The 25879-nt window shown below is 42.5% G+C and carries 24 protein-coding genes; 2 read left to right on the top strand and 22 right to left on the bottom strand.

What is annotated here, in order from left to right; genetic code table 11:
• Positions 1-200: 200 nt before the first annotated feature.
• From AC4IFT_RS05345 to yceD, 21 genes are all read right to left on the bottom strand, one after another.
• Positions 201-1505, bottom strand: coding sequence for an NAD(P)/FAD-dependent oxidoreductase (locus tag AC4IFT_RS05345; protein ID WP_490750779.1), 1305 nt, complete (start codon positions 1503-1505; stop codon positions 201-203).
• 416 nt (positions 1506-1921) lie between these two features.
• Complete coding sequence (locus tag AC4IFT_RS05340) at positions 1922-3541, bottom strand: bifunctional metallophosphatase/5'-nucleotidase (RefSeq protein ID WP_490731094.1); 1620 nt, start codon at positions 3539-3541, stop codon at positions 1922-1924.
• A gap of 39 nt (positions 3542-3580) precedes the next feature.
• Positions 3581-4933, bottom strand: a complete 1353-nt coding sequence (locus AC4IFT_RS05335; RefSeq protein ID WP_490750778.1) for an OprD family outer membrane porin — start codon at positions 4931-4933, stop codon at positions 3581-3583.
• Positions 4934-6270: 1337 nt separating this feature from the next.
• On the bottom strand, positions 6271-7293 hold the full coding sequence (gene nagZ / locus AC4IFT_RS05330; RefSeq protein ID WP_490750777.1) for a beta-N-acetylhexosaminidase: 1023 nt from the start codon (positions 7291-7293) through the stop codon (positions 6271-6273).
• A gap of 52 nt (positions 7294-7345) precedes the next feature.
• A complete protein-coding gene (locus tag AC4IFT_RS05325) occupies positions 7346-8209 on the bottom strand; it encodes a phosphotransferase (protein WP_490750776.1) in 864 nt (287 codons plus the stop codon).
• 1 nt (position 8210) lies between these two features.
• Entirely contained in the window at positions 8211-8789 is a 579-nt protein-coding gene (lpoB, locus tag AC4IFT_RS05320; RefSeq protein ID WP_490750775.1) for a penicillin-binding protein activator LpoB, read from the bottom strand.
• A 2-nt stretch (positions 8790-8791) separates the two neighbouring features.
• The gene (locus AC4IFT_RS05315; RefSeq protein WP_490750774.1) at positions 8792-9184 is read right to left on the bottom strand and encodes a YcfL family putative periplasmic lipoprotein; all 393 of its coding nucleotides are present in this window, start codon (positions 9182-9184) and stop codon (positions 8792-8794) included.
• A 20-nt stretch (positions 9185-9204) separates the two neighbouring features.
• On the bottom strand, positions 9205-9555 hold the full coding sequence (gene hinT / locus AC4IFT_RS05310) for a purine nucleoside phosphoramidase (RefSeq protein ID WP_219247379.1): 351 nt from the start codon (positions 9553-9555) through the stop codon (positions 9205-9207).
• Between the two features lie 47 nt (positions 9556-9602).
• Entirely contained in the window at positions 9603-10394 is a 792-nt protein-coding gene (locus AC4IFT_RS05305; protein ID WP_490750773.1) for a metal-dependent hydrolase, read from the bottom strand.
• Between the two features lie 12 nt (positions 10395-10406).
• Complete coding sequence (gene holB, locus AC4IFT_RS05300) at positions 10407-11399, bottom strand: DNA polymerase III subunit delta' (RefSeq protein WP_490750772.1); 993 nt, start codon at positions 11397-11399, stop codon at positions 10407-10409.
• Between the two features lie 12 nt (positions 11400-11411).
• Positions 11412-12038, bottom strand: a complete 627-nt coding sequence (tmk, locus tag AC4IFT_RS05295) for a dTMP kinase (RefSeq protein WP_490750771.1) — start codon at positions 12036-12038, stop codon at positions 11412-11414.
• Between the two features lie 6 nt (positions 12039-12044).
• Positions 12045-13067, bottom strand: coding sequence for an endolytic transglycosylase MltG (gene mltG, locus AC4IFT_RS05290; protein WP_490731112.1), 1023 nt, complete (start codon positions 13065-13067; stop codon positions 12045-12047).
• A gap of 43 nt (positions 13068-13110) precedes the next feature.
• The gene (gene pabC / locus AC4IFT_RS05285) at positions 13111-13941 is read right to left on the bottom strand and encodes an aminodeoxychorismate lyase (protein WP_490731114.1); all 831 of its coding nucleotides are present in this window, start codon (positions 13939-13941) and stop codon (positions 13111-13113) included.
• Between the two features lie 149 nt (positions 13942-14090).
• Positions 14091-15341, bottom strand: coding sequence for a beta-ketoacyl-ACP synthase II (gene fabF, locus AC4IFT_RS05280; RefSeq protein ID WP_490750770.1), 1251 nt, complete (start codon positions 15339-15341; stop codon positions 14091-14093).
• A 78-nt stretch (positions 15342-15419) separates the two neighbouring features.
• Entirely contained in the window at positions 15420-15656 is a 237-nt protein-coding gene (acpP, locus tag AC4IFT_RS05275) for an acyl carrier protein (protein WP_004253236.1), read from the bottom strand.
• A gap of 155 nt (positions 15657-15811) precedes the next feature.
• Positions 15812-16546 carry a 3-oxoacyl-ACP reductase FabG gene (gene fabG / locus AC4IFT_RS05270; RefSeq protein WP_225818844.1) on the bottom strand — a complete coding sequence of 245 codons (735 nt, stop codon included), beginning with the start codon at positions 16544-16546 and terminating at the stop codon, positions 15812-15814.
• Positions 16547-16553: 7 nt separating this feature from the next.
• Entirely contained in the window at positions 16554-17486 is a 933-nt protein-coding gene (fabD, locus tag AC4IFT_RS05265; RefSeq protein WP_490731119.1) for an ACP S-malonyltransferase, read from the bottom strand.
• 18 nt (positions 17487-17504) lie between these two features.
• Positions 17505-18455, bottom strand: a complete 951-nt coding sequence (locus tag AC4IFT_RS05260) for a beta-ketoacyl-ACP synthase III (RefSeq protein ID WP_490750810.1) — start codon at positions 18453-18455, stop codon at positions 17505-17507.
• A 9-nt stretch (positions 18456-18464) separates the two neighbouring features.
• Positions 18465-19505, bottom strand: a complete 1041-nt coding sequence (plsX, locus tag AC4IFT_RS05255) for a phosphate acyltransferase PlsX (protein WP_353243614.1) — start codon at positions 19503-19505, stop codon at positions 18465-18467.
• A gap of 11 nt (positions 19506-19516) precedes the next feature.
• Positions 19517-19687: a 50S ribosomal protein L32 gene (rpmF, locus tag AC4IFT_RS05250; RefSeq protein ID WP_047755811.1), complete on the bottom strand. Its 171-nt coding sequence runs from the start codon at positions 19685-19687 to the stop codon at positions 19517-19519.
• Between the two features lie 12 nt (positions 19688-19699).
• Positions 19700-20224, bottom strand: coding sequence for a 23S rRNA accumulation protein YceD (gene yceD / locus AC4IFT_RS05245; protein ID WP_004911841.1), 525 nt, complete (start codon positions 20222-20224; stop codon positions 19700-19702).
• A gap of 143 nt (positions 20225-20367) precedes the next feature.
• Between yceD and AC4IFT_RS05240 the strand changes: the two genes are divergently transcribed.
• Positions 20368-20952 (top strand): Maf family protein, encoded by a 585-nt coding sequence (locus tag AC4IFT_RS05240; RefSeq protein ID WP_490750769.1) that lies wholly within the window; start codon positions 20368-20370, stop codon positions 20950-20952.
• A gap of 45 nt (positions 20953-20997) precedes the next feature.
• On the opposite strand, the gene rluC is transcribed toward AC4IFT_RS05240, so the two are convergent.
• Positions 20998-21957 (bottom strand): 23S rRNA pseudouridine(955/2504/2580) synthase RluC, encoded by a 960-nt coding sequence (gene rluC, locus AC4IFT_RS05235; RefSeq protein ID WP_490750768.1) that lies wholly within the window; start codon positions 21955-21957, stop codon positions 20998-21000.
• Positions 21958-22499: 542 nt separating this feature from the next.
• Here rluC and rne point away from each other — a divergent pair.
• Positions 22500-25700 carry a ribonuclease E gene (gene rne / locus AC4IFT_RS05230; protein ID WP_490750767.1) on the top strand — a complete coding sequence of 1067 codons (3201 nt, stop codon included), beginning with the start codon at positions 22500-22502 and terminating at the stop codon, positions 25698-25700.
• The last annotated feature ends 179 nt before the right edge of the window (positions 25701-25879 follow it).

The following is a 25879-nucleotide window of genomic DNA, read 5'->3' as shown; positions in this document are numbered from 1 at the left end:
ATGATATTAAATGATTAAACAATTAAGAGAATTGATCTAGAGAGCCATATTTGTAGATAATAAATGAGGTGAATAAAACTAATAACCCGTTTTTTACATCAGTGCTCTCTTTTCTCTGCCCACGCCTCGCAACTTAAAGACAACACCACTGGCTAGATTATAACCAGTGGTGACTTAGAATTATCTTTCTACGAGTAAAATTAGTGAAGTTTAAGTTTTGGGCGAATAATTCGATTAATACTGCCGACTAACATCATTAAACCCGTTTTAATATAGCCGTGCAGTGCAATTTGATGCATACGGTATAACGAAATATAAACGAATCGAGCGATACGCCCTTCCACCATCATATCACCACGCATTAGATTGCCCATCAGGCTACCCACCGTACTAAAGCGCGAAAGTGACACTAACGAGCCATGATCTTTATAGATATAATCCTTAAGCGGTTTATCTTTCATCATGGCAAGGATATTGTCGTAACATAAGCTCGCCATTTGGTGTGCGGACTGTGCCCGTGGAGGAACAAAGCCCCCTTCGGGTTTGGCGCAAGATGCACAATCGCCGATGGCAAAAATCATCTCATCCAGTGTTGTTTGTAGCGTAGGCTTAACAACTAGCTGATTAATTCGATTCGTTTCTAACCCTGCGATATCTTTCATAAAATCAGGCGCTTTTATGCCAGCAGCCCACACCATAAGATCTGCATGAATTTTACCGTCTTCTTTAGTATTTAACCCATCAGCCTCAGCGCTAGTCACCATAGTTTTCGTCAATACATTGACACCTAGCTTATTCAGCTCTTGATGCGCCGCCCCTGAAATTCGCGGTGGTAATGCAGGTAAAATACGTTCACCCGCTTCAACCAGCGTCACATTTAAGGCATCAGTATCTAACCCTTTAAACCCGTAGCTGGTGAGTTGCTCAACGGCATTGTACAGTTCTGCCGATAATTCAACCCCTGTCGCACCGCCGCCAACAATGGCAATATTCACTTTTTCCTCTGCGTTATCACGCACAGAATAGCGTAGGAATAAATTTAACATTTCATCATGAAAACGGTGAGCTTGATGCGGATTATCTAAGAAAATACAGTGCTCTTTCACACCCGGGGTTCCAAAATCACTTGATGTACTGCCCAGCGCCATCACTAAAATATCGTATTCCAATTCCCGTAAAGGTACTAATAACTCACCGTGCTTATCATGCAGTTCGCCTAACACGATTTTTTTATTCTCACGGTCAATATTTGTTAATGAACCTAACTGAAAATTGAATGCATTATGCCTTGCATGCGCTAAGTAACTAATCGCATCAACACCATCATCCAATGAACCCGTTGCCACTTCGTGTAACAAAGGTTTCCAAAGATGACTTGGGTTACGGTCAACAAGCGTAATGTGCGCACGTTTTTTTCTACCTAATTTTCGGCCCAAACGTGTTGCTAGCTCTAAGCCACCCGCACCACCGCCGACAACGATGATTTTTGGTTGAGATAAGGTCATAAATTCCTCGAACAAATATATTAAAGTTATTTAAGGTTTCTAGTGATAAAAATCTTAGATAACAATAATTAACGCTCTCGTTATTCTTGAGAGAAAATTTAGAATATCACGCTTGGTCTATTGGTAATACCAAATATTGATTTACATCAATTTAATTGATTATCAAGGCATCGGCAACCCTCTTCAAATCATTTTTTGTCAGGGCATGAATCGAGTCAGCTTGAAACTGTTTAATATCAATCAGATGATTAAATCCACACATTATTTAATGATAATGAGAATCATTATTGTATCATTTTTATTTTAAGACAGACAATTGATTATCTTTGTATGGTGGGATAGCGGAATGAATAAAAACAACAAAAAACCGAAACGCTGAGCGCCTCGGGTTTCAATTATTCAAAAATCAATTTTTGTTATTTGATTTTTTTAATACGCACGTCAGTTGGGACTGCAACTGGTGAGTTATCTTTGAAGTATTGCATTAATGCTTCGTTATCTGGCAAGCTGTAAACACGGTCTTTACCTTCATCGAAGGCTGAGAAACGGCTACCACCCGTTGCTAAGAACTCATTAGCAGCAACACGGTAGGTTTTTTTCATGTCTAATGGTTTGCCATTTAACTTGATTGAGTTTTGGATAACTTTATCGCCCACTGCGCGACTGTCATCCCACTCATAGTAGAAACCTTTAGAAACTGGCATCACTTGTGGACGCGCACGATCCCATTGTTGCTCAAGGGCTTTTTTAATTTGAGCACCAGTCAGGGACTGTGTTACCACAACGTTAGAGAATGGTTGAACGGTAAAGATATCACCGTAAGTCTGTTGACCCGCTTTCATGTCAGCACGAATACCACCACTGTTCATGAAGGCGATTTGTGCGCCACCCGCATCTTTTGCAGAAGCAACGTACAATTGGCCATCGGCAATGATTTTACCTAGCGTTGAATCCCCACCAGACAATAATTTCTTGTCTGAATCCGCGCTCAGAGAACCCATCACTTCTTGCGAAATTGGTAACGCAATTTTTTCGTATTTTTGTACGAAAGTCGTTAACTCAGGGTTTTTCTCATAACGTTTTGTTTCAACAGGAATATTTTTCGCTTTAATGCTAACAATATCTTTTGTTTTTCTATCAATCTCAATGTTTAACTGAGATAACAACGTACCGTTAGACTGGGCTGAAATAACTGTTTTACCGTTAATTTCACAGTTATACGCTTGGTGAGTATGGCCACTGACCACAAAATCAACAGCGCCATCTAATTGATTAACGATATCAACAATTGGGCCTTTGATATTATCACAACGATTAATATCTTTGACTTTAGTATCGACTTGTTGGGTCGCACCTTCATGGATCAAAACACCGATGCTATTGATACCCTTCGCTTTTAACAATTTAACTTGGTTGTTAATGGTTTCGACTTCATTTTTGAACTCTAAACCTGCGGTACCACTTGGTGTCACGATAGCCGGTGTACCTTCTAATGTTAGGCCAATAAACGCCATCGGAATGCCATCAAACTCTTTAATAAAGTAAGATGGGAACAGGGTTTCGCCTGTTTCCTTCACAATTACGTTCGCCGCTAAGTAGTTAAAGTCAGCGCCAGCAAAGGAATCTTTACCCACACAACCAGCGGTCGGATGGCAGCCACCGTTTTGTTTTCTCAGCAGCTCTTCTTTGCCTTTATCGAACTCATGGTTACCTACAGCACTGGTTTCCATACCAATCGCGCTTAATGCTTCGATTGTCGGCTCATCGTAGAACATAGAAGACAATAATGGGCTCGCACCGACTAAGTCACCTGCACCTACCACGATAGTTTTATCGTTTTGTGCACGTAGTTGGTTAACTAAAGTCGCGATAGATTCGATGCCACCTAATTTACCATCGCCCGGTGCTTGTAATGCGCCGTGGAAGTCATTGATACCAATAACCTGCACTTTCACTGTGTCGGCCGTTTTGGTTGCACAACCTGCAAGTAGCGCTCCCGAAATCAAAACGGTCAGTAATCCAATTTTATGTTTCATTTTTCAACCCTTTTATTTTAAGCAGGACTCAACTGCCGACTACATTTTGAAGCGATAAGTGGTTGTCATAGAACCTGACAACGAGTGTGCACGACGTGAGTGGCCGTCATACAGTTTTGGTGTGGTATAGTCGTTTTCTTGCTGATGGTGCCAACCCAGACCGCCGCTCAATGAAACCGATAAGTTTTCTGTTGGTTTCCAGTAGCTGAATAGACCAAATTGACCTTGTTTTAATCTTTCGCCTTCATATTTGAATTCTGAATAGTTGGTACGCGCACCTACAGACAGTTCTTTGCTCACACGGTATTCAGCAGCTAACGCGATCATCGTTTCACCGTCACGAACATAGTCGATATCTGAGTATGCTGGCGAGTTAAAACGACCACGGGTGTTGCCGATTGGGTTACGGGCAAATTGACCAACGCCGTTTGCTTTTTTCGCTTGGGTATAGGTTAAACCAGTGCTAAGTGTCCATGGGGTTTCTGGTACCCGCCATTCTGCGGTTCCCGCATAGTGCCATGCACGTTTGTCAAAGTTACGTTTGCCTTTTGCATCGTTAGTTTCAGTACGTTTACCGTCACTACCGTATTCATGATTATAAATTTGTGTGCCGAGTGTTAAGTCAGAGGTCAGCTTATATTTTGCTTCAAGACCTTGTTGACGGAATAAATCGTCAGCTTGACCGTAAAAATAATGTACTTTCAGTGGTTTTGTATTGTAGTTAATGCCACCCGTGATCACGTGGTTAACGTTGTGTTTTACACCATTACCATCAGTAAAATACATTGCATCAATGTTTGGGCTATCACGACGCATGACTTTCTTGTCGAGATATAATAAATCCAAGCTCCAATCATCAATGGCTGTATTGGTGTAATAACCACTGTAGCTGTTTAAAGAAAGGCGTTGTGAGTTCGTGAAAATACCCGTGTTTTTCAGTGTAAACCAACCTGCTTTCGCATTAAATTTAACAGGTTCTAAATCTAATTTTACTTTGGCATAACGCTGACCAATTTTGTTATAACCTTTCGCATGGCCATCATCGTTATATAAAATTGCACGAGAGGCGAAGTCTTTACTTGCGCCTAATTTAATACCGCCGTAGTAGGATGCATCAAACCCAATCACATCAGCAAAATAACCTGAAGTAAAATCAGCTTGGAAGTTTTGACCCCAAGCATTTGCAACTTGCTTTCTATAACGACCTTCGTCTTTATCGAAACGGTTTTCAGTTTTCAGGTATTTCCACATATTACGAGTTGACAGCTCTAACTCTGAATCCGCAATAAATGAGTTTTCTTTGATTGAATTTTCCCAGTTGCTCGCATTTGCCATGGTAACTGCTAAATAGCAAGGAGAAAGCATTAATAGCGCAAGATTTTTAACTTTCATTGGAATTAACCTAGTTAATGATTATTTGAATTAATTTTATGTTGTGCCATGTTCTCATGAACAACAAATCACCATTTTTATTTTTAGCTTAGTAAAACAATTTAACTTAACGATAAACAAATACGTCCATTTCAAACACTAAAGTCATTTTTTAAATAAAAAAATTCATACAGCAATTTAGCCGCATACGTGTTTACTTTTTGAGTTAATAAGGTGTTATCCTTACTGTTAAAACTTAATTAATTTTAATTATTCCGAGGCATTCTCACTCATTTTTCGTGTTTCATTTCGGTTAAGTAACAATAAGGTGTTAATATTTAAACAGCATAGAAAGTATCATTTATGGTCAAAATTCTGTTCGCTATTTCTATTTTCTTTTGGGCAAAGTTATCCCAAGAGAAATAAGCTTCTCAGAATTTACCTGCTCTATTTTACTTAATATCTTGTTTGTGAATGGCTTTCTTTTTCAATGCACTGTACTTCTGGTGCATTGTCATAAAACTATCATAATAGGAATGCTAACGTAATTTTACGTCAATTAAAACGATCACTGTCACAACACGTTACATAAGTTGCATTCAATATCTATATGAATGTGATATACATCACATATAAATCCTATTTACCTTCTATATAGATTAAGAGATATAAAACTGAAAACTTTATTTACCTTAAAGCCAAAAGAAAAAACCTTTAAAATCTGAGCATAACTACAACATTATGTGCTTATATGCACATTTTCAGAACTTGATATCCCCATTCTTTTTGTCAATACCCCATTTGTTTTTGGAATATTAAATACATATATACCTTTAGCCCAGCTTAAGATACGGCATTATATGTTTAGTTTTTATGCAAAACGTTTGCGTTAACTAATATGCCCAAATAACAGAGAGTTAATGTTCAGCTATTTAGCCTTTCTAATACTTTTAATTATAAGCTCAATTTATGAACCATAGCCAAACTACCCTAAGAGAAATTGAAAACAATCTTTTATTACTTTAATCTTAAATTATTTAGTTTATCTTCCCAATTACAGTCCGATTAAAATATCAGCATTTATACTTCTGCTATATTCTTGAAGTAACTTTGTTTCATTTGTGTTGTTTTTTGTGGATTATTAATTTTTATTAAAAAATAAGTTTTGGTTTTTTATTTATCCAATTTTCAAAATAAATTAAATCCTATTAAATTTATTTAATAGCGTTACGGGTAACGTTATTGAAAATAACCAGCGAATACCCTGCTCCTAAATGCGCCACATTAAGGCTAGCTATTACATAAAAAAAGCCAGTGAGATAAGTCTTCTCACTGGCTTAATCGGTTCTTATTTTTGATTACTGCTTAGATTCTTGCCATCTATTATGTAATTCAACCAATTTTTGGTTACTTTCCTGCCAACGTGCCGCACATTGCAACTCTGCCAAACTGTATTGTCGGCCACTGTGATAAAGCTTCGAGGCTTGGCTATCATGTTGTTTTGGTAGATTATCCAATACGCTCACTGCACCGTCACGGTTATTACAGACCAGGATCATGTCACAACCTGCATTCAAGGACGCCTTGGCTCTTTCAGGGTAACTGCCCATAATCGCAGCACCTTCCATCGATAGATCGTCAGAAAAAATAACGCCATTAAAGCCAAGTTGCTCACGTAAAACGGATTTTAACCAGAAAGGCGAACCACTTGCCGGCCTGTCATCAGCCTGTGTATAAATAACATGGGCGGGCATGATGGCATCCAATAATTCCCGTTGAATAAAGTCTTTGAAAATCGACATGTCTTTGCCGCGAATTACATCAAGCGCACGATCATCACGAGGCGTTTCTTTATGAGAGTCTGCTTTTACTGCACCGTGACCAGGAAAATGCTTCCCTGTTGTTTTCATTCCAGCGCTATGCATCCCTTTAATAAAGCGCTCTGCCATCACCATCGCTATCTCAGGGTTTTCATGGAATGAGCGCTCACCAATCGCAATACTTTGATGGCCTAAATCAAGTACAGGCGCAAAACTAATGTCGATATCCATCGCTATCATTTCTGCGGCCATTAACCAGCCTGCTTCCTCTGCCAATTTTGCACCATCATGTTCATTATTCAGTGCGGCAAATGCTTGTGCTGATGGTAATGCTGTGAAACCATCGCGAAAACGTTGTACACGCCCACCTTCTTGGTCGACTGCAATCAACAGTCGGTTTCGTGATGCATCCCGAATTTGACGAACCAATTCACGCAGTTGTGCTGCATCATGAAAGTTACGGGTAAATAAAATTAAGCCGCCCACCAGTGGATGAGCTAATATTTCGCGTTCTTCATTGTCCAGTTCATACCCCTGAACATCGAGCATTATCGGGCCCATAACCTGCCTCACTTATTTCATTCATTAACTGTATAGAGGTTGTGCTAAGCATTTAGCCTAGCAAACTGAAATATTGTCGTAATGGTTGAGAGTGTAACAAAAAGTCAGGGTCTCGACTTTCATGCCACTGCACTTCATACCACATTAATGTCATGTATTTTACCCAAGGAGACCATAAATTACAGTGATGCGTTAACTGAAATTTATCGCGGTAAGCACCTTGAATATCACAATATTGCGTCAGAAATTGCTGGCGCTGGCGCACGGTAAAGTTATTGAATTGAAAATAGGTTTCTAGCGAAAACGCAATATCGGTATTTGCGGTATATTCCCAATCCAATAACATCAATTTGTCATCTTCTTGAATAATGATATTTTTAGGATGAATATCCATATGGGCAGGTGCCAATTTCAACGCCTTTGGCATCTTTTTTTGTAAAAAGTCTCGATGAAGCCGCTTCCAGCGTGGAGAAAACCGTTGTTGATCGACGCGTTCCCCATAATGGGCTATTTCGGCTCTCAATGGCAATGTGTAAGTCAATAACGATGAACAATGCAAAGTAGCAACGATACTGGCAAGTTTCTGCTGAAATTCTTGCGAGTAAAACCGATCCTCGTGGGGATGTTGCCCTTCACACCATGCTAAAACTAACCACTCAGCATTATGTGCAACCACCGCCTGAGCAAAGGGTAAATGCTGAATTTGCTGTAAAATACGGGCTTCTTTATGTCGAGAGACATACAAGGCATTTTGCCGATATGTATCAGCTCGAGCCACCAGTTTTAAGGGGCAATTGGGTTGATGACTTTCAACTAAAAAGCTGCCACCGGATAACCCAACTAAGGGAGAAATTTCCCAGCACTTGTTTGAAATTGCTGGGAAATGTGCCGAGAGTAAAGCAAGCAATGACTGCATGTTACTCAATATTGTTTTTTCCAGTCCAAATAATTTCGCCTGTTTGCACTTCCATTAATTGCATCTCAAGACGCCTTTCTTTGTTTGACCCAGACATCACGCTGTAAATCACATAATTTGCCTGTACATAGCGACCAAGGCCAATTGCTTTGCTGCGAGTCACAAGGCTATCTTCTTGGGATAACCCCAGCGTCTTACGCGCCGCATTAACCACATCTTGTGGGACAACATTAAAACGGTGAGTATTCTCTACCGCAGACATCATATTGGCTGTAATCTGCTGCACAGGAAGAGAACCATTCGTATTATTTTTGACTGAGTCTACAAGTAAAACTTTGCCAGACTCCACGCCATCTGCCGCTGCCATTTGTGCAACTAACGGTGCTATTGCCGCAGACCAATCCGTTGTTTGCTGTTTAGGCGGTGTTGGCACCTTATCCGGTGGCGGTGGCGGCGTCACTTCAGGCTGCTGGGGTTCAATCGGCACAATCGGTGGCTGCTCAACAGGTTGTTGTGGTGGGTATGACGGACAGCCGGCTAAAATAAGCGCTGCCGCGGCTACCATTAGGATCCGTTTCATTATTATTCTCCGGCCTTAGGGGATAAAAAAATATGAATACGCAGATTATCTGCACGAGGAGAAGAGGTTACCGCGCGAATTTGCTCTGTGGAGCTCGGTAATAATAATTGCTCTGCAATTGCCGATGTCTCCACCTTCAACCCTTGCTTATCGTACCAATACAGGCGATAAGCAATATTGACCGCTTTCGGCTCCACATTGCTAATATTGATGGTGGCAACAAGTTGATGCTCCACCATACTCACAATTGGGTTTTCAACAATGATACCTTGCGCCAACACAGACGGTTCCATGATCACACGCTGCTGCTCATTAAAAACCAACCCTTGTGGCTTTTTATAGAGGCAACCACTCAAAAGTACGACGAGCGTACCTAGTAATACCGCGCGGTTCATTGTTGTTCCCAATATTTTCATTATTTGGCCAATAATGGGCCTAATGGGCGACCACCCACTAAGTGCATATGAATGTGGAAAACTTCTTGGCCCGAGTGCTCATTGCAATTCATAATTAAACGGTATCCACTTTCTGCAATACCTTCTTCTTTCGCAATTTTTGCCGCAACCGTAAATAAACGGCCAAGAGCCAGTTCATCATCCGCAGTGACATCGTTCACAGTTGGGATCAATTTATTAGGAATGATTAAGATGTGTGATGGCGCTTGTGGTGAAATATCACGAAAAGCCGTGACTAGCTCATCTTGGTAAACCACATCCGCAGGGATTTCACGACGGATGATCTTGCTGAAAATGGTTTCTTCTGCCATGTTAATTTCCTTAATAATTCAAGAATGATTTAATTATCGTGTGTTGATTATGCGTTATTCACGCCGACATTTAAATGAAACAAACGATTGAAATTCTGTGTGGTGATCTCGGCCATCTCCTCAACACTAACACCCTTGAGTACAGCCATGTATTCCGCCACATCACGCACATAAGCAGGCTGGTTTTCTTTTCCACGGTGCGGAACGGGTGCTAAGTAAGGTGAATCTGTTTCGACAAGAATTCTATCTAGCGGGACAATTCGCGCCGCTTCACGAATTTGCTCTGCATTACGGAATGTCACAATGCCTGAGAATGAAATGTACATGCCTAAATCAAGCAACTCGATAGCGGTGTCTTTATCTTCAGTAAAACAGTGCAATACACCGCCACAATCCATTACCTTTTCTTCACGTAAGATTGCTAGCGTGTCTTCTCGCGCTGAGCGGGTATGCACAATGACAGGTTTATTCACTTCACGGCCAATGCGGATATGTTGGCGAAATGACTCCTGCTGTAACGCTGCATTTTCCTGCTGGTAATAATAATCTAAGCCAGTTTCCCCTAAGGCAACAACTTCCTTCCCCGCCGCTAACTGCGCTAAACGCTCGAAATCGTGCCCTTCATCTAAATTCAGGGGGTGAATACCACAAGAAAATGCAATATTGTCACGCTCACCAATCAACGTTTTCATTTTTTCAAAGCCCGGCAGCGTCGTTGCCACCGCTAACATGAAACCAACATCACGGGCAGACGCTTTTGTTATCACATCATCGACATTCGTATGTAATTTTTCATAATCTAAACAGTCGAGATGGCAGTGTGAATCAACAACAAACATATTTAACTCTTTTTAAAATGAGGGGCTCGCCAGTAAGGCTTCCCATTGTAATAATTGATTAGCCAACAGAAGTTCCTGGTTTAACGCAGGAACGGTCATTAATTGATGGCGACAGTGCAGCCATTGCTCGTACACATCATGAAGTTGTGTACGGTTCATCATGGATGCTAACTGCATCACTTGCGCGCTATAGTCTTGGTTAATGCAAAACTGCGCTGCGCCTTGCTGTACCTTAATGGCATCAGCAAATAAGCTTAATAGCCAATTCAGAGACATCACCGCATCATCTATATTCAGTGACGGTAACAAACTTAGCATATCGCGGTTTTGTAATGCTAACGCCATGTTGTGGCATAGTGCGGTGCGCTTTTGCCATAAATTGTCATCAAGTAGCGCTAACGCCGCAACTGGTGCGCCTTGGCAAAGTTTTAAGGCAGTAACCGCATCAGCCATAACTAAATCAGGCTTTTGCTTTTGCAGCCAATATAATGCGATTTGCGAATCTGGTGCTGGTAAAAAGTGACTCAGGCAACGGCTGCGGATCGTAGCTAACAAGTTTTCTTGCTTTTCGCTACCTAACAAAAAATAGGTATCTTTAGCTGGTTCCTCAAGGGTTTTTAGCAATGCGTTCGCCGCGGCATCGGTAAGGGCATCCGTACTGGGAATATACACCACCTTACTACCACCTTGTTGTGCATGACTGCTTAAGGTTTCAATCAGCTTTCTGACCGAATCAACACTGACCGTCGATTTCCCTTTTTCAACCTCTATCACATGGTAATCAGGGTGTGTCCCTGCCAGCATCAGACGGCAACTATGGCACTCCCCACAACTTTTCATCCCATCACGATTTTGGCAGATTAACCAACGGCTAACCCCATAACATAATGCATCAGCACCATTGCCTGGAATGGAATTAAGCAACAAGGCATGGTGACCTCGGCCACTTTGGTAAGCCGCAATGATTTGCCGATAAGGCTCATTTAACCAAGGATACCAATTCATGCCATCAACACCTTATTTCGCTAACCATGCTAGTAACGCAGCACGAATATCGTTTTGAACTTGATCGATATTTTGGCTTGCATCAATCGTCACGATGGATTTATCACCCGCGGCAAGTTCCAAATATCTTTCTCGTGTTCTTTCAAAAAAGGCGAGTGACTCTTTTTCAATTCTATCTAACTCACCCCGTGAACGAGCACGTTGTAAACCAAGTTCTGGCGATAAATCAAGGTATAACGTCAGGTCAGGTTTAAAGTCGCCTAACACCAAATCACGCAGAGACTGCATTAAATGGCGATCAATCTGGCGTCCGCCACCTTGATAAGCTTGCGAAGACATATCATGGCGATCACCAACAACCCATTTTCCAGCAGCAAGTGCAGGTTTAATCACAGTATCAACTAATTGCACGCGGGCTGCATACAACATTAAGAGCTCGGCTTTGTCCGTGACTTTATCCCCTTCAATACCTTGTTTGATGAGCTCTCGCAGCTTTTCTGCCAGCGGTGTGCCCCCAGGCTCACGGGAAAATACGATATCGTTGATACCTGCATGGTTAAGCGTGTCTACCACCGTGTTGATTGCGGTGGTTTTCCCTGCGCCTTCTAATCCTTCAATAACAATAAATTGGTTTTTCATGTTTTATCAGTTTTGCTGTTCAATTTGGCGGTAAACTTTGACGGCACGGTTGTGGTCATTCAAGTTACGGCTAAAGGTATGTCCCCCTTTACCGTCCGCGACAAAATATAAATAATCTGTTTTCGCTGGATGTGCAGCTGCTTTTACGGATGCAAGGCTTGGCATTGCTATCGGTGTTGGCGGTAACCCGTCAATTTTATAGGTGTTATATTCGGTGTAATTATCTAAATCACTGCGGTAAATTTTACCACGATATTTATCACCCAAGCCGTAAATGACCGTTGGGTCTGTCTGTAAACGCATTTTTTGCTTCAAGCGGTTAACAAATACCGAGGCGACTTGCGAACGTTCACTATCAACCCCCGTTTCTTTTTCGATAATTGACGCCATAATCAACATTTCATAGGCATTTTTATACGGCAGATCCCTATCACGTCCTTTCCATTCATCATCAAGGCTGGTTTGCATACGCTTATGAGCACGTTTCAAAATTTCGGTGTCAGGTGTTCCCGCTGTATAGAGATAGGTGTCTGGATAGAGCCAACCTTCCAAGGTTCCCTCACCTTTAAAACCTATTTCAGTGTAAAGCTCAGTCGGTGTCATTTCAGTGGACTTGTGCGCTAAGTATGGCGCATCACGTAAAATATTGCTCCAATCGGCTAAACGATTACCTTCAATAAACCGAATCGAAAACTGAGCTTCCTTACCGCTGACGATCAATTTTAGTAACTGTTCGACATCCATATCAGGTTGTAAACGGTATGTGCCCGCTTTGAGCTGTGCCAATTCAGGACGCAGCTTTAATAACCATTGAAATTCATTTCCCTGCTCAATCAGTTTTTCATTGATTAGCAATGTTTCAAATGCCACACGCCCTGTCCCCGCAGGCACAGTGAAAATTTTTTCTTGTGTGAGGTTAATCGGTGTTTTCGCGTAATTCAATACTTGGCGATATTGCAAATAAAGTGCAATCGCCACTACGGTAATTAGAACAACAGCAATCAAAATGATTTTTTTAGCTAATTTCATTTATTGACCATACCAATGCGTATTAGACTTTAATTTATGCAAATTAGATTTTGCAGCGTAAAAATAAGTATTCGAACAGTTCCCGCGAATCATACTGCAGTGGGCTTTCTTGTGTGCCTATTTGGATACTTTGAACGGGGAGAACTGGCATCAAGGCATTGCACATAATGACCTCATCACAGTGAGCTAATATGGAAGCGAATCGTTCAATTTCTTCAAAATGGTACTGGCTCCCTGCTAATAACGCTATGATCTTTTGTCTCATTAATCCATTCACCCCGCTGTGTGATAACACTGGGGTATAAACTGTTTGCCCGATGCGCCAAAACACATTTGCACTGCAACATTCGACAATAGTACCGTCAGTATCGAGTACAATCGCTTCATCCGCTTGAGCCTCATCGATTTCTTGACGGATCAACACTTGTTCAAGGCGGTTTAGGTGTTTCATCCCTGCCAATAATGGGTTTCGCGAAACAGGTGTTTGGCTCAATATCAGCTTAGCGCCTTTGCACTGTAATTGAGTATAGTGCGATGGAAAGGGTGAAACACTGGCAATAATTGTTGGCTTCGTAAAACCGACAGAGCTGTAACCTCGCCCGCCTTCACCACGGCTAATAATGACTTTTAATACAAATTCGTCATCCGCTTGATTTGCACAAATTTCAACTAAGTGCCGCTCCAGTTCATCCCAATCAGGCACCGTAATTTTTAGCCGTTCACAATCACGTGCTAGACGCGCAATATGCTCTTTTAGCATCTTCGCTTGCTGATTCATTCCGTGGATAGTCGTAAAACAACCATCCCCGAACGCAACAGCGCGATCAGAGACACTAATTTGCTGACAAAGTTGACCATTAACCCAATATGACATTGATAACACTTATAATAAAAGCTGATAAATCAGACAGTAATCAGGTTGAACTATCATAAACTAAAGCATAGAGCTGTGCAAAGAGACGGGTAAAATAAAGCCCCAGTTGCAGACACAACTGAGGCTGAATTAATAACGGAACGAATTGATTATTCTGCGTGGTAACGGCGGAAAATCAATGAACCGTTTGTGCCGCCAAAGCCGAAGGAGTTACACAGAGCGTATTCCATGTTCTCAACTTTACGTGCTTTATTTGCAACGAAATCCAGTGTGCAACCCTCATCAGGGTTATCTAGATTAATCGTTGGTGGGACAATTTGATCACACAGAGACAAAATTGTGAAGATAGATTCAACTGCACCCGCAGCACCTAATAGGTGGCCTGTCATGGATTTTGTTGAGCTTACTAACACATTTGAGTCTTCACCAAATACAGACTTAACCGCTTGCGCTTCCGCTAAGTCACCTGCATTTGTTGATGTGCCGTGCGCGTTGATATAGCCCACTTCGCTCGCCTCAATGCCTGCATCTTTTAGCGCATTTTCCATCGCTAATGCAGCTCCTTCACCATTTTCAGGCGGAGAAGTCATATGGTAAGCATCGCTGCTCATACCAAAGCCAGCCACTTCTGCGTAAATTTTAGCTCCACGCGCTTTCGCATGTTCATATTCTTCAAGAATAATGATACCTGCGCCATCACCGAGAACAAAACCATCACGGTCTTTATCCCAAGGACGACTTGCTGCTTGTGGGTCATCATTGCGAGTTGATAGTGCACGTGCAGCACCAAAGCCTGCCACACCTAAAGGTGTCGTCGCTTTTTCAGTACCGCCTGCCAACATAACGTCTGCATCGCCATAGGCAATCATACGTGCGGCGTGTCCAATATTGTGAACACCGGATGTACAAGCAGTAGCAATCGCAATACTTGGACCACGCAAACCATACATAATGCTTAAATGGCCTGCTGCCAAGTTAATGATTGTCGATGGTACGAAGAATGGGCTAACTTTACGAGGGCCACCGGCCATCATAGATTCACAGTTATCCTGAATTAACCCTAACCCGCCAATACCAGAACCAATCGCTAAACCGATACGAGTAGCATTGGCTTCTGTTACTTCCAATCCAGCATCTTTAAAGGCTTGGAAGCCTGCTGCAATACCATATTGAATAAATGGGTCCATCTTCTTCGCATCTTTGCGAGAGATGTCAAAATCTTCGTAGTTAAAATCTTTTACTAAGCCAGCAAATTTAGTTGCGTGGTTAGTAGTATCGAAATGATCTATGAGGCTGATACCACTCTGTCCGTCACAAACAGCTTTCCATGATGACTCAACTGTGTTGCCGACAGGAGATAACATGCCCAGTCCGGTTACGACTACACGACGCTTAGACACGTATTTCCTCCAAGGAGGGAAAAGTTACAAAAGGAACATAGGCGATCGAGTGATCGCCTAGACATGTTTTTCGTACAATTATTTAGATGCGTTCTCGACGTAGTCAATCGCAGCCTGTACTGTTGTGATCTTTTCAGCTTCTTCGTCAGGGATTTCGCAATCGAACTCTTCTTCCAGAGCCATAACCAGCTCAACTGTGTCAAGAGAATCAGCGCCCAAGTCATCAACAAATGAAGCTGTATTTACAACTTCTTCCTCTTTAACACCCAGTTGTTCAACGATGATTTTCTTAACGCGTTCTTCGATAGTGCTCATACTATTAAAATTCCTATCAAAACTCGCTTTCGCGATGGTTTTCGTAGTTTATGAAATACAGGAAAAGATACAACCCAATCCCGGCTGTTGGAACCATTATTTTGCATTATTTAGCGTTGGATAACACTAATAATGCAAATAGTTCCATCATTTCTTTAGATCATGTACATGCCACCATTGACATGCAATGTTTCACCTGTGATGTAAGCAGCTTCGTCAGAAGCTAAAAACGCTACAGCACTGGCAATTTCTTGTGCATCACCCAGTCTATCTGCAGGAACCTGAGATAAAATGCCTGCACGCTGTTCATCTGTCAATGCTTTCGTCATATCCGTTTCGATAAAACCTGGAGCAACGACGTTAACAGTAATACCACGAGAAGCGACTTCACGAGCTAATGATTTACTAAAACCAATCAGCCCAGCTTTCGCTGCTGCATAGTTTGCTTGTCCCGCATTCCCCATCACGCCCACAACAGATGCGATGGAAATAATACGCCCACAACGTTTTTTCATCATGGCACGCAAAACGGCTTTAGACAAACGGTAAACGGATGAAAGATTGGTGTCAATAATATCTTGCCACTCTTCTTCTTTCATACGCATCAATAAGTTATCGCGAGTGATACCTGCATTATTAACCAAAATATCAATTTCGCCAAATTCTTCGCGAATTTTGGTCAACGTTTCTTCGATTGATGCTGCATCAGTCACGTTTAACGCTAAACCTTTCCCTTTACCATCAAGGTAAGCGGTAATAGCTTCTGCGCCTTTTTCGCTGGTCGCTGTACCAATAACGGTAGCACCGCGTGCAATTAACGTTAAAGCAATGGCTTTACCAATTCCGCGGCTCGCACCTGTTACCAGTGCAATTTTTCCTTCAAAGCTCATGTCGTCCTCAGCTATTTTCTAAAGCAGTGTCTAATGATACAGGATCATTGGCTGCTACGGCAGTTAAATTAGAGACAATTCGCTTGGTAAGACCAGTCAATACTTTACCCGGTCCCATTTCGATAAGGTGTTCAACACCTTGATCTGCCATCAATTCTACTGTTTCTGTCCAGCGTACTGGATTATACAGTTGACGGACTAAAGCATCACGAATATTTTGTGCCGATTGCTCAATTTTAACATCAACATTGTTGATAACTGGATAGACTGGCTCACAAAATTCAATTTTTTCTAACGCTTCGGCTAATTTTTCAGCAGCAGGCTTCATTAATGCACAGTGTGAAGGCACGCTTACCGATAACGGCAGTGCGCGTTTTGCACCCGCTTCTTTACACGCAGCACCCGCACGTTCAACTGCCGCTTTTTCCCCTGCGATAACCACTTGGCCTGGGGAGTTAAAGTTTACTGGCGAAACCACTTGGCCTTGCGCCGCTTCTAGGCAAGCTTTTTCAATGGATTCATTATCTAAACCGATAATGGCATACATTGCGCCTGTACCTTCAGGAACCGCTTCTTGCATTAACTTGCCACGTAATTCGACAAGCTTAATGGCTTCTTTGAAGTCAATAACGCCTGCGCAAACTAACGCAGAATACTCACCAAGGCTGTGCCCTGCCATAATTGAAGGCATTGCACCGTTTTTAGCTTGCCAAACACGGAAAATCGCCACAGATGCCGCTAATAATGCAGGCTGTGTTTGCCATGTTTTGTTTAATTCTTCTTCTGGACCATTTTGGACTAATGCCCAAAGATCGTAACCCAATGCTTCTGATGCTTCAGCAAATGTTTGCTCAACCAGCTGATTTTCTTCAGCTAATGCTGCTAACATTCCTAAAGACTGAGAACCCTGTCCGGGAAATACCATCGCAAATTGTGTCATGTCTGTTTTCTCAGTAAATTAAAAACGAACTAAGGCAGAGCCCCACGTGAAACCGCCACCAAATGCTTCTAACAGCACAAGTTGGCCACGTTGAATACGTCCATCGCGCACTGCCTCATCAAATGCAGTTGGGACCGATGCCGCAGAAGTATTACCATGACGGTCTAAGGTGATAACCACTTTGTCCATGGTCATATCGAGTTTTTTTGCCGTCGCAGCAATAATTCTTAAATTTGCTTGATGTGGCACTAACCAATCAAGTTCTTCTTTTGCAATACCGCTTGCGGCCAAAGTTTCATCAACAATGTGCGCCAATTCACGGACTGCAACTTTGAATACTTCATTACCTGTCATGGTTAAATACGCGGGGTCGTCTGAACAACGACTGCGATTAGGCAATGCGAGTAAATCCCCATAACGGCCATCAGCATGTAAATGGGTAGAAATAATACCGGGTTCGTTAGACTCACCTACAACAACAGCACCTGCGGCGTCACCAAATAGAATAATGGTACCGCGGTCTTCTGGGTCTAATGTTTTTGACAATGCATCTGCGCCAATAACTAATGCTTTTTTCGTCATGCCCGTTTTAACAAACTGGTCTGCAATGCTGATTGCATAGGTAAAACCTGCACACGCAGCGGCAACATCAAAGGCTGCACAATCATGAATGCCTAGCATCTGTTGTACTTGGCAAGCTGCGCTTGGGAAAGCGTGGGTTGCAGACGTTGTTGCAACAATAATTAAACCTATTTCGCTGGCGTCAACTTGCGCCATTTCAAGAGCTTTTTGTGCTGCATGAAAACTCATTACGGAGACATTTTCGTCTTCGTTAGCAATTCTTCTTTCATGTATCCCAGTGCGGGTGACAATCCATTCATCGGAAGTATCAACCATTTTTTCCAGATCAGCATTGGTGCGTACTTGCGCTGGCAAGTAGCTGCCTGTTCCTAAGATTTTACTGTACATAGCCATAGGTTATTGATCGCTCCTGGGTAAAACAATATTTAATCGCGCTGTTATTCTTTCTGGTACTTGTTTTTCAACAGCTTGCACTGCACGGTCAATCGCAGCTTTAAATGCATTTTCGTTAGCCGCACCATGACTCTTGATCACAATACCTTTTAATCCTAACAGAGTCGCACCGTTATACTGGTCGGGGTTCATATCCCCAAAACGCTTCATTAAACGTTTTTTAAGCCATTTTTTCGCCAGTTGCATCAACCAACTGCGTTTTTTCTTTTCATCGTCCGCCGATTTTAACAAGGAAAGAATAACGCGGATTACCCCTTCCATTGTTTTTAATGAGACGTTACCTGCGAAGCCGTCACACACTAACACATCCGTTTTACCTGTCAGTAATTCATTACCTTCAACGTAACCGATATAGTTAATGGACGCCGTTTCTTTTAACACTGCGGCGGCTTCGCGGATATTATCCAGCCCTTTGCTCTCTTCTTCACCGATATTAAGCAAAGCAACTTTTGGTTTTGTGATGTTGACCACTTCTTCAGCCATCACCGAACCCATTACGGCAAATTGCACTAACATGTCACTACTGCAGTTGACGTTTGCTCCTAAATCCAGCACCACCGTTTGGCTTTTTTGCTGATTCGGTAAGATGGTCATTAGCGCTGGGCGCTCAATGCCGTCTATGGATTTTAACATCAACTTTGCTAACCCCATCAACGCGCCTGTATTACCTGCACTCACGCACGCTTGTGCCTGCCCTGTCTTCACTAACTCTAATGCCACTCGCATCGAGGTTCCTTTGCTTTGTCTTATTGCATTCGATGGCTTAGCATCATTAGCAATAATTCCGTCTGCAGGGATAATTTCGACGCGCGAAATTTGCTCAGCACTTAAATGTGCAAGCAAAGGTTGAATGGCTTCGGGTTGACCGACAAGCAGTAATTTGAGTGCTGAATTAGATGCCAGAGCCTGCAATGCAGCAGGCACTGTGACGCGGGGACCAACATCCCCGCCCATAGCATCTAACGCGATGGTTAGATTAGCCAAGGTACCAACAATTACTTGCTGATAACCTTACGGCCACGGTAGAAACCGTCTGCAGTCACATGGTGACGCAGGTGAGTTTCACCTGAAGTTTTATCTACAGAAACTAGGGTAGCAGTCAGTGCATCATGTGAACGACGCATACCGCGTTTTGAACGAGTTGGTTTATTCTGTTGTACGGCCATTGACCTTACTCCTTAAGTACTTTTCTTTAAACTGGCTAATACGGCAAATGGGTTTGGTTTTTCTGCCTCAGGAGGCAGTTCACCATACACCATGTCCGCTTCGGACACTTCACAGTGTTCAGAATCATGAACCGGAACAACTGGTAAGGAAAGAATTATTTCATCTTCTATCATTCCCAGCAAATCTATTTCACCAAATTCATCAATTTGAATTGGTTCGTAGAGCTCCGGTAATGCTTCGGCCTTTTCGTCATTGACGACAGGACTAAAACAATACGATACGTAGGCATGATGCTTGAAATTTTTTCCGCAGCGTTGGCATTGGAGGGTGAGATCCACATCGGACTTCCCTTCGATAACCGTGAGACGCTGTTTATCAATATTAAATGATAATTCGGTTTCTACATCACTGTCTACACTGACTACTGATTCTGCAAGACGTGCAACTTGCTCAGGTGTATAACTCCCGACATAGTCGAGGTTTTTCTGAGCTGCACGCTGCGCATCGATAGTCAGGGGTAATTTTACCTTTTGCATAAGGCGCGCATATTAACTTTGTAATGAGCTATAGTCAAAGAAAAAGGCGGGGTAAACTCGCCTTTTCACCAAAAAATCGCAGGTTTTGCGGTTTATAGTTTAAAATGAGTTAACCCTTTTGGCTACGAGTTTCGAGAAAAATCATGAAATCGATTATTTTGGCGTCAACTTCACCCTATCGACAATCCTTATTAAAAAAATTGGGGTTGCCATTTTTAGCCTCGCCTCCGAACATTGATGAATCGCCTGTTTTAAATGAATCCGCTCAAGCTTTGGTCATGCGGTTATCTCATGCCAAAGCAGCGGCACTTGCAGAACAGTATTCTCAACATTTAATTATTGGCTCTGACCAAGTGTGTGTCATTGATGGCAAAATTGTTGGTAAGCCGCACACCTTTGAAAATGCATTCAAACAATTGAAAGCAGCATCGGGCAATAAAATCACTTTTTATACTGGATTGTGCCTATTAGATTCCGCAACTGGCAAATTTAATTTGCAGTGTGAATTGTTCGATGTGTATTTCCGTCAGCTAACTGACCAGGAAATCACCAACTACTTGTATAAGGAAGAACCGTTCCAATGTGCTGGGAGTTTCAAATCAGAAGGACTCGGCATCACGTTATTTGATAAGCTCGATGGGCGCGACCCTAACACCTTAATTGGATTACCAATTATCTTGCTGCTCGATATGCTACGCCAGCATGATGTGAACCCACTGCTGGATTAGTCAATGATTGGCGGGTAATCGTCCCTACCCGCCAATCATTGGAACTTAAGATGAGGTTTTACGATTACGTAAGACTTTTAAACATTGGTTGAGCTCTGCACCCATTGGCGCTTGCAGGCGCATTTCTTCCCCAGTTTTTGGGTGTGTGAATTTTAATGCACTTGCATGCAAAAATAATCGATTAAGGCCTGTATCCGCTAACTGGCTATCAAATTGTTCATCACCATAACGGTTATCAAACGCAATTGGGTGGCCTGCATATAAGGTATGCACACGAATTTGGTGCGTTCGACCCGTCACAGGGCTCGCTTTTACTAACGTTGCATTCTCAAAACGCTCTTCTACTTTAAAACGCGTCTCCGATGGCTTGCCTTCACTGCTCACTTTGACGACTCGCTCACCACTTTGCAAAATATTTTTCAATAACGGAGCTTGAACCACTTTTACGTGAGATTGCCAATTGCCACGCACTAAGGCCAAATAATCTTTTTGCATGGTTTTCAAGCGTAATTGTTCGTGTAAGGCTCTTAATGCCGAACGCTTTTTCGCAACCAATAAAATGCCTGAGGTATCCCTATCGAGGCGATGAACCAGCTCAAGAAAGCGCGCTTCAGGCCGTAAGGCACGAAGCCCTTCGATAACACCAAAGCTTAACCCACTTCCACCGTGTACCGCAGTACCAGAAGGTTTATTCAGTACAAGTATGGCGTCATCTTCAAATAATATGCAGTTTGCTAATGCAGCCACTTTATCTAATTTAGCGGAAACAGCGGGTGCTTCGCGTTCTGCAACTCTCACCGGCGGAACACGAACCTGATCCCCTTCAACGAGTTTGTACTCAGGCTTAATCCGCCCTTTATTCACACGCACTTCCCCTTTACGGATAATGCGATAAATCATACTTTTTGGTACGCCCTTAAGTTTAGCGAGCAAAAAGTTATCGATGCGTTGCCCAGCCTCGTCATCGCTGATGTCTATAAATTGAACTTGATTTTGTGTATTCATTCGGGAATGCGTTAACTCTAATTGATTAAAATATGCGCTTATTGACTCTCTCTATCATACCGACTCCACGAATTTTTTTATGTTTTTTTTTTATTTTGGTTATTTTCTGCATGATTTATCCTATTTCTAAATAAAATTTCCATATAACTTCCTTATCGACTTGCTATAATGCACATGGCAATGGAATAATATGTAGTTGCCGAGATGTTTAAAAAACGAAAATTGGCGTTTATAGGATTTCTTATTTGATAGCGTAACAATGCAGCAATGGCGTAAGACATTTAGCAATATCAAATAAATTAGCGAGCAACGAATTTTGGCTTATTGGGTTAGGGACTTCCGTTTTAATGATAATTAACGGCACCTTAATTAAGAACGCTGAATTTTTAATCTAAAAATCAGGTTCACCGAATACTGCGCGTCTCTATACGAACGACTGCCGCGAGGCAGACGGTTTTGTAAAAATCACGAGGCCATCGGTTTACAGTAGCTCTTTCTTTCGCTGCTCTTTATTTAAAAGAAAATAATGAGTAAGTAATAACATGAAAAGAATGCTAATAAACGCAACTCAACAGGAAGAGTTGCGTGTTGCCCTTGTTGACGGGCAACGTCTCTATGATTTGGATATCGAAAGCCCGGGTCATGAGCAAAAAAAGGCGAATATTTACAAAGGTAAAATCACCCGTATCGAACCTAGTCTTGAAGCTGCTTTTGTTGATTATGGCGCAGAAAGACACGGTTTCCTTCCTATCAAAGAAATCGCTCGCGAATACTTTCCAAGCAACTATCACTCTCAAGGCCGTCCTAACATCAAAGATGTGTTAAAAGAAGGCCAAGAAGTTATCGTTCAAGTTGATAAAGAAGAACGTGGTAATAAAGGTGCAGCGTTAACCACTTTTATTAGTCTGGCAGGTAGCTATTTAGTGTTAATGCCAAATAACCCTCGCGCAGGTGGTATTTCTCGTCGTATCGAAGGTGAAGACCGTACGGAACTCAAAGAAGCTCTGTCTTCTTTAGAAATTCCAGATGGCATGGGCCTGATTGTCCGCACCGCGGGTGTTGGTAAATCCGCAGAATCCCTGCAACAAGATTTACTGTACCGTTTACGTCACTGGGAAGCGATTCAAAAAGCCGCTGAAAACCGCCCTGCACCTTTCCTCATTCATCAGGAAAGTAATGTAATCGTGCGTGCGTTCCGTGATTATCTGCGCCCAGACATTGGCGAAATTCTGATTGATAATCCGAAAGTCGTCGAAATGGCTCGCAACCATATTGAAGCGATTGGTCGCGGCGATTTTGCAAGCAAAATCAAACACTACAGTGGCGACGTACCATTATTCAGCCATTACCAAATCGAATCTCAAATTGAATCTGCGTTCCAACGTGAAGTGCGTTTACCTTCTGGTGGTGCGTTAGTCATTGATACTACAGAAGCATTAACTGCGATTGATATCAACTCATCACGTTCAACGCGTGGTGGTGACATCGAAGAAACCGCATTTAATACTAACCTTGAAGCTGCGGATGAAATTGCACGTCAATTACGTCTGCGCGACCTCGGTGGTTTGATTGTTATCGACTTTATCGATATGACGCCTGTTAGGCATCAACGTGAAGTGGAAAACCGTTTACGCGAAGCTGTTCGTCAAGACCGTGCTCGTATTCAAATAGCCCGTATCTCTCGTTTCGGTTTATTAGAAATGTCCCGCCAGCGCTTGAGCCCATCATTAGGTGAATCAAGCCACCATGTTTGCCCGCGTTGTATGGGTACAGGGACAATTCGTGATAACGAATCGCTGTCATTATCTGTTCTTCGTTTAATCGAAGAAGAAGCACTGAAAGAAAATACCCATGAAGTGCACGCTATCGTTCCGGTACAAATCGCGTCTTACTTGCTGAACGAAAAACGTAAGGCAGTGAGTGAAATCGAACAACGCCAAACTCACGTTCGTGTTGTTATCGTGCCAAATGACCAGATGCAAACGCCTCACTTCCACGTGATCCGTATCCGTAAAGGTGAAGAAGTGAATACGTTGAGCTATAACTTAGCTCAATATCACGAAACCGAAACCTTAACTCATACTGATGAAACAACCGCTGAGCGTAAAGCACCTGAGCAACCTGCTATTTCCGCATTTGCTCTGCAAGAGCCAGTCGAACTTCCTGCTGCCAAACTAAAAGATGCGGTGCCAACTAAAGCGCCTGTAGCAACAGCAAATGAACCTGCACAACCAGGCTTATTCAGCAAAATTGCAGCATTCTTTAAAGGTCTCTTCGGTGATGAAGAAGAGAAAGTGGTTGAAGCACCAGCACCTAAGCCACGCAATAATAATGACCGTCGTCGTAATAATGATCGTCGCAATAATAATCGCCGTGACCGTGATGATAACGAAAACCGCGATAGCCGTGATAATCGCGACAACCGTGACAATCGCAATAACCGCAATGATCGCAATGCCTCATCGGAAGAGACGAATAATCGTAACAAGGGTCGCAATAATAAAAATGCGGCACCGCAAGATGAGCAAACTGCAGAAAACGGCAATCGTGACAACCAACAGCGTCGTGAACAGCGCGCTGATCGCCGTCGCCGTCAAGATGAAAAACGTCAGCAACAAACTGCAAAAACTCAGCAAGATGCACAACAAGATAACGTTGAAGCTACAAATGCAAGGGAAGAAGAAGAGCAGCGTCCAGCGGCTCCTCGTCGCCAACGTCGTCAGTTAACACAAAAAATTCGTGTGACTGATAACGAGCAAGTGGTTAAAACCGATGTTGCAGAACCTGTTGTTTCTACGCCAGTTGCTGCATTACCCGCTCCTGTAGCTGCGGTTAATCAAGTTGAAGGCCAAGTGCAAGCTGATGATCTGCAAGATTTAAACCATCAAGCAGATAACGAAGAAAAACAAGACACCATCATTCCTCGTCGTTCACGCCGTTCTCCTCGCCACCTACGTGTGAGCGGTCAACGTCGTCGTCGTTACCGTGATGAGCGTCATCTCAATGCTTCGCCAATGCCATTAGCGGCTGCGGTAGCATCACCAGAACTTGCTTCAGGTAAAGTTTTCATTCATTACCCAATTGTTCAGCCTCAACAAGAGAGCATGGCAATCATTACGAATGAAGAAATGCTTGAACAGCAAAATGGTATTGAATCAATCAATGCAAACACCGTAGAAACCGCTAAGACGGAAAACCTACCTGAAGCATCTGCCGTTGTAGCAACACCGGTTATTGAAGAAGTGGCTGTTGTTGAAGAAATTCAACTTGCTGAAGTTGTTATACCAACCACTGAAGTGAATGCTGTTATTCAAGAGCAAGCAACCGAAACGACTATCGACGATGTAAAAACTGATGTTGAAGAAGTTATTGTTGCAGCTGACACCGAAGTTGAAACGGTTGTTGAAGCTATCGTTGAAGAAAACACTCAACCTACCGTTGCCGTTGAAGAGATTACTGAAACTGTTATCGAGCCTATCGTTGAACAGCCAATTGCCCCAGAGGTAATTGAACCAACTAAGGTCGAGGCGCCAGTAACCTCTAATACGACTGCAAATAGCTTGCATAAACGCCATGCCTACTCACCAATGACTAAGGCACCTGCACCAACTGATGCAGCGGCAGCATTTGAAATTACAGAGTACCAACGCGAGACCTCTACGTTTGAAGGTAAAGGTGGCGCAGGTGGCCATGTGGCATCGAATGTTGCAACTTCAGAGATGGCAAAACCTGCCAGCTTCTAAACTGAGTTAGAACTGATTAAAAAAGCCTTGTTGGGAAACCACCAAGGCTTTTTTGTTATTTATCTGCATTCAAATTATTAATTTACCAATTAAAAAGTTTCATTGATTATCGATAATCAACGCTTGTGTTAGTACTATCCTTATGGTTATATAACTGTGTTTTTATACAGTAACCACCA

This window comes from Providencia sp. UF-183, from assembly GCF_058246155.1.
This window is presented reverse-complemented; position numbering and strand designations above follow the sequence as displayed.

Coding starts and splice junctions, on each gene's coding strand:
- AC4IFT_RS05345 (WP_490750779.1), bottom strand. CDS start 1,505: ATGACCTTATCTCAACCAAAAATCATCGTTGTCGGCGGTGGTGCGGGT.
- AC4IFT_RS05340 (WP_490731094.1), bottom strand. CDS start 3,541: ATGAAACATAAAATTGGATTACTGACCGTTTTGATTTCGGGAGCGCTA.
- AC4IFT_RS05335 (WP_490750778.1), bottom strand. CDS start 4,933: ATGAAAGTTAAAAATCTTGCGCTATTAATGCTTTCTCCTTGCTATTTA.
- nagZ (WP_490750777.1), bottom strand. CDS start 7,293: ATGGGCCCGATAATGCTCGATGTTCAGGGGTATGAACTGGACAATGAA.
- AC4IFT_RS05325 (WP_490750776.1), bottom strand. CDS start 8,209: ATGCAGTCATTGCTTGCTTTACTCTCGGCACATTTCCCAGCAATTTCA.
- lpoB (WP_490750775.1), bottom strand. CDS start 8,789: ATGAAACGGATCCTAATGGTAGCCGCGGCAGCGCTTATTTTAGCCGGC.
- AC4IFT_RS05315 (WP_490750774.1), bottom strand. CDS start 9,184: ATGAACCGCGCGGTATTACTAGGTACGCTCGTCGTACTTTTGAGTGGT.
- hinT (WP_219247379.1), bottom strand. CDS start 9,555: ATGGCAGAAGAAACCATTTTCAGCAAGATCATCCGTCGTGAAATCCCT.
- AC4IFT_RS05305 (WP_490750773.1), bottom strand. CDS start 10,394: ATGTTTGTTGTTGATTCACACTGCCATCTCGACTGTTTAGATTATGAA.
- holB (WP_490750772.1), bottom strand. CDS start 11,399: ATGAATTGGTATCCTTGGTTAAATGAGCCTTATCGGCAAATCATTGCG.
- tmk (WP_490750771.1), bottom strand. CDS start 12,038: ATGAAAAACCAATTTATTGTTATTGAAGGATTAGAAGGCGCAGGGAAA.
- mltG (WP_490731112.1), bottom strand. CDS start 13,067: ATGAAATTAGCTAAAAAAATCATTTTGATTGCTGTTGTTCTAATTACC.
- pabC (WP_490731114.1), bottom strand. CDS start 13,941: ATGTCATATTGGGTTAATGGTCAACTTTGTCAGCAAATTAGTGTCTCT.
- acpP (WP_004253236.1), bottom strand. CDS start 15,656: ATGAGCACTATCGAAGAACGCGTTAAGAAAATCATCGTTGAACAACTG.
- fabG (WP_225818844.1), bottom strand. CDS start 16,546: ATGAGCTTTGAAGGAAAAATTGCACTGGTAACAGGTGCGAGCCGCGGA.
- fabD (WP_490731119.1), bottom strand. CDS start 17,486: ATGACACAATTTGCGATGGTATTTCCCGGACAGGGTTCTCAGTCTTTA.
- AC4IFT_RS05260 (WP_490750810.1), bottom strand. CDS start 18,455: ATGTACAGTAAAATCTTAGGAACAGGCAGCTACTTGCCAGCGCAAGTA.
- rpmF (WP_047755811.1), bottom strand. CDS start 19,687: ATGGCCGTACAACAGAATAAACCAACTCGTTCAAAACGCGGTATGCGT.
- yceD (WP_004911841.1), bottom strand. CDS start 20,224: ATGCAAAAGGTAAAATTACCCCTGACTATCGATGCGCAGCGTGCAGCT.
- AC4IFT_RS05240 (WP_490750769.1), top strand. CDS start 20,368: ATGAAATCGATTATTTTGGCGTCAACTTCACCCTATCGACAATCCTTA.
- rluC (WP_490750768.1), bottom strand. CDS start 21,957: ATGAATACACAAAATCAAGTTCAATTTATAGACATCAGCGATGACGAG.
- rne (WP_490750767.1), top strand. CDS start 22,500: ATGAAAAGAATGCTAATAAACGCAACTCAACAGGAAGAGTTGCGTGTT.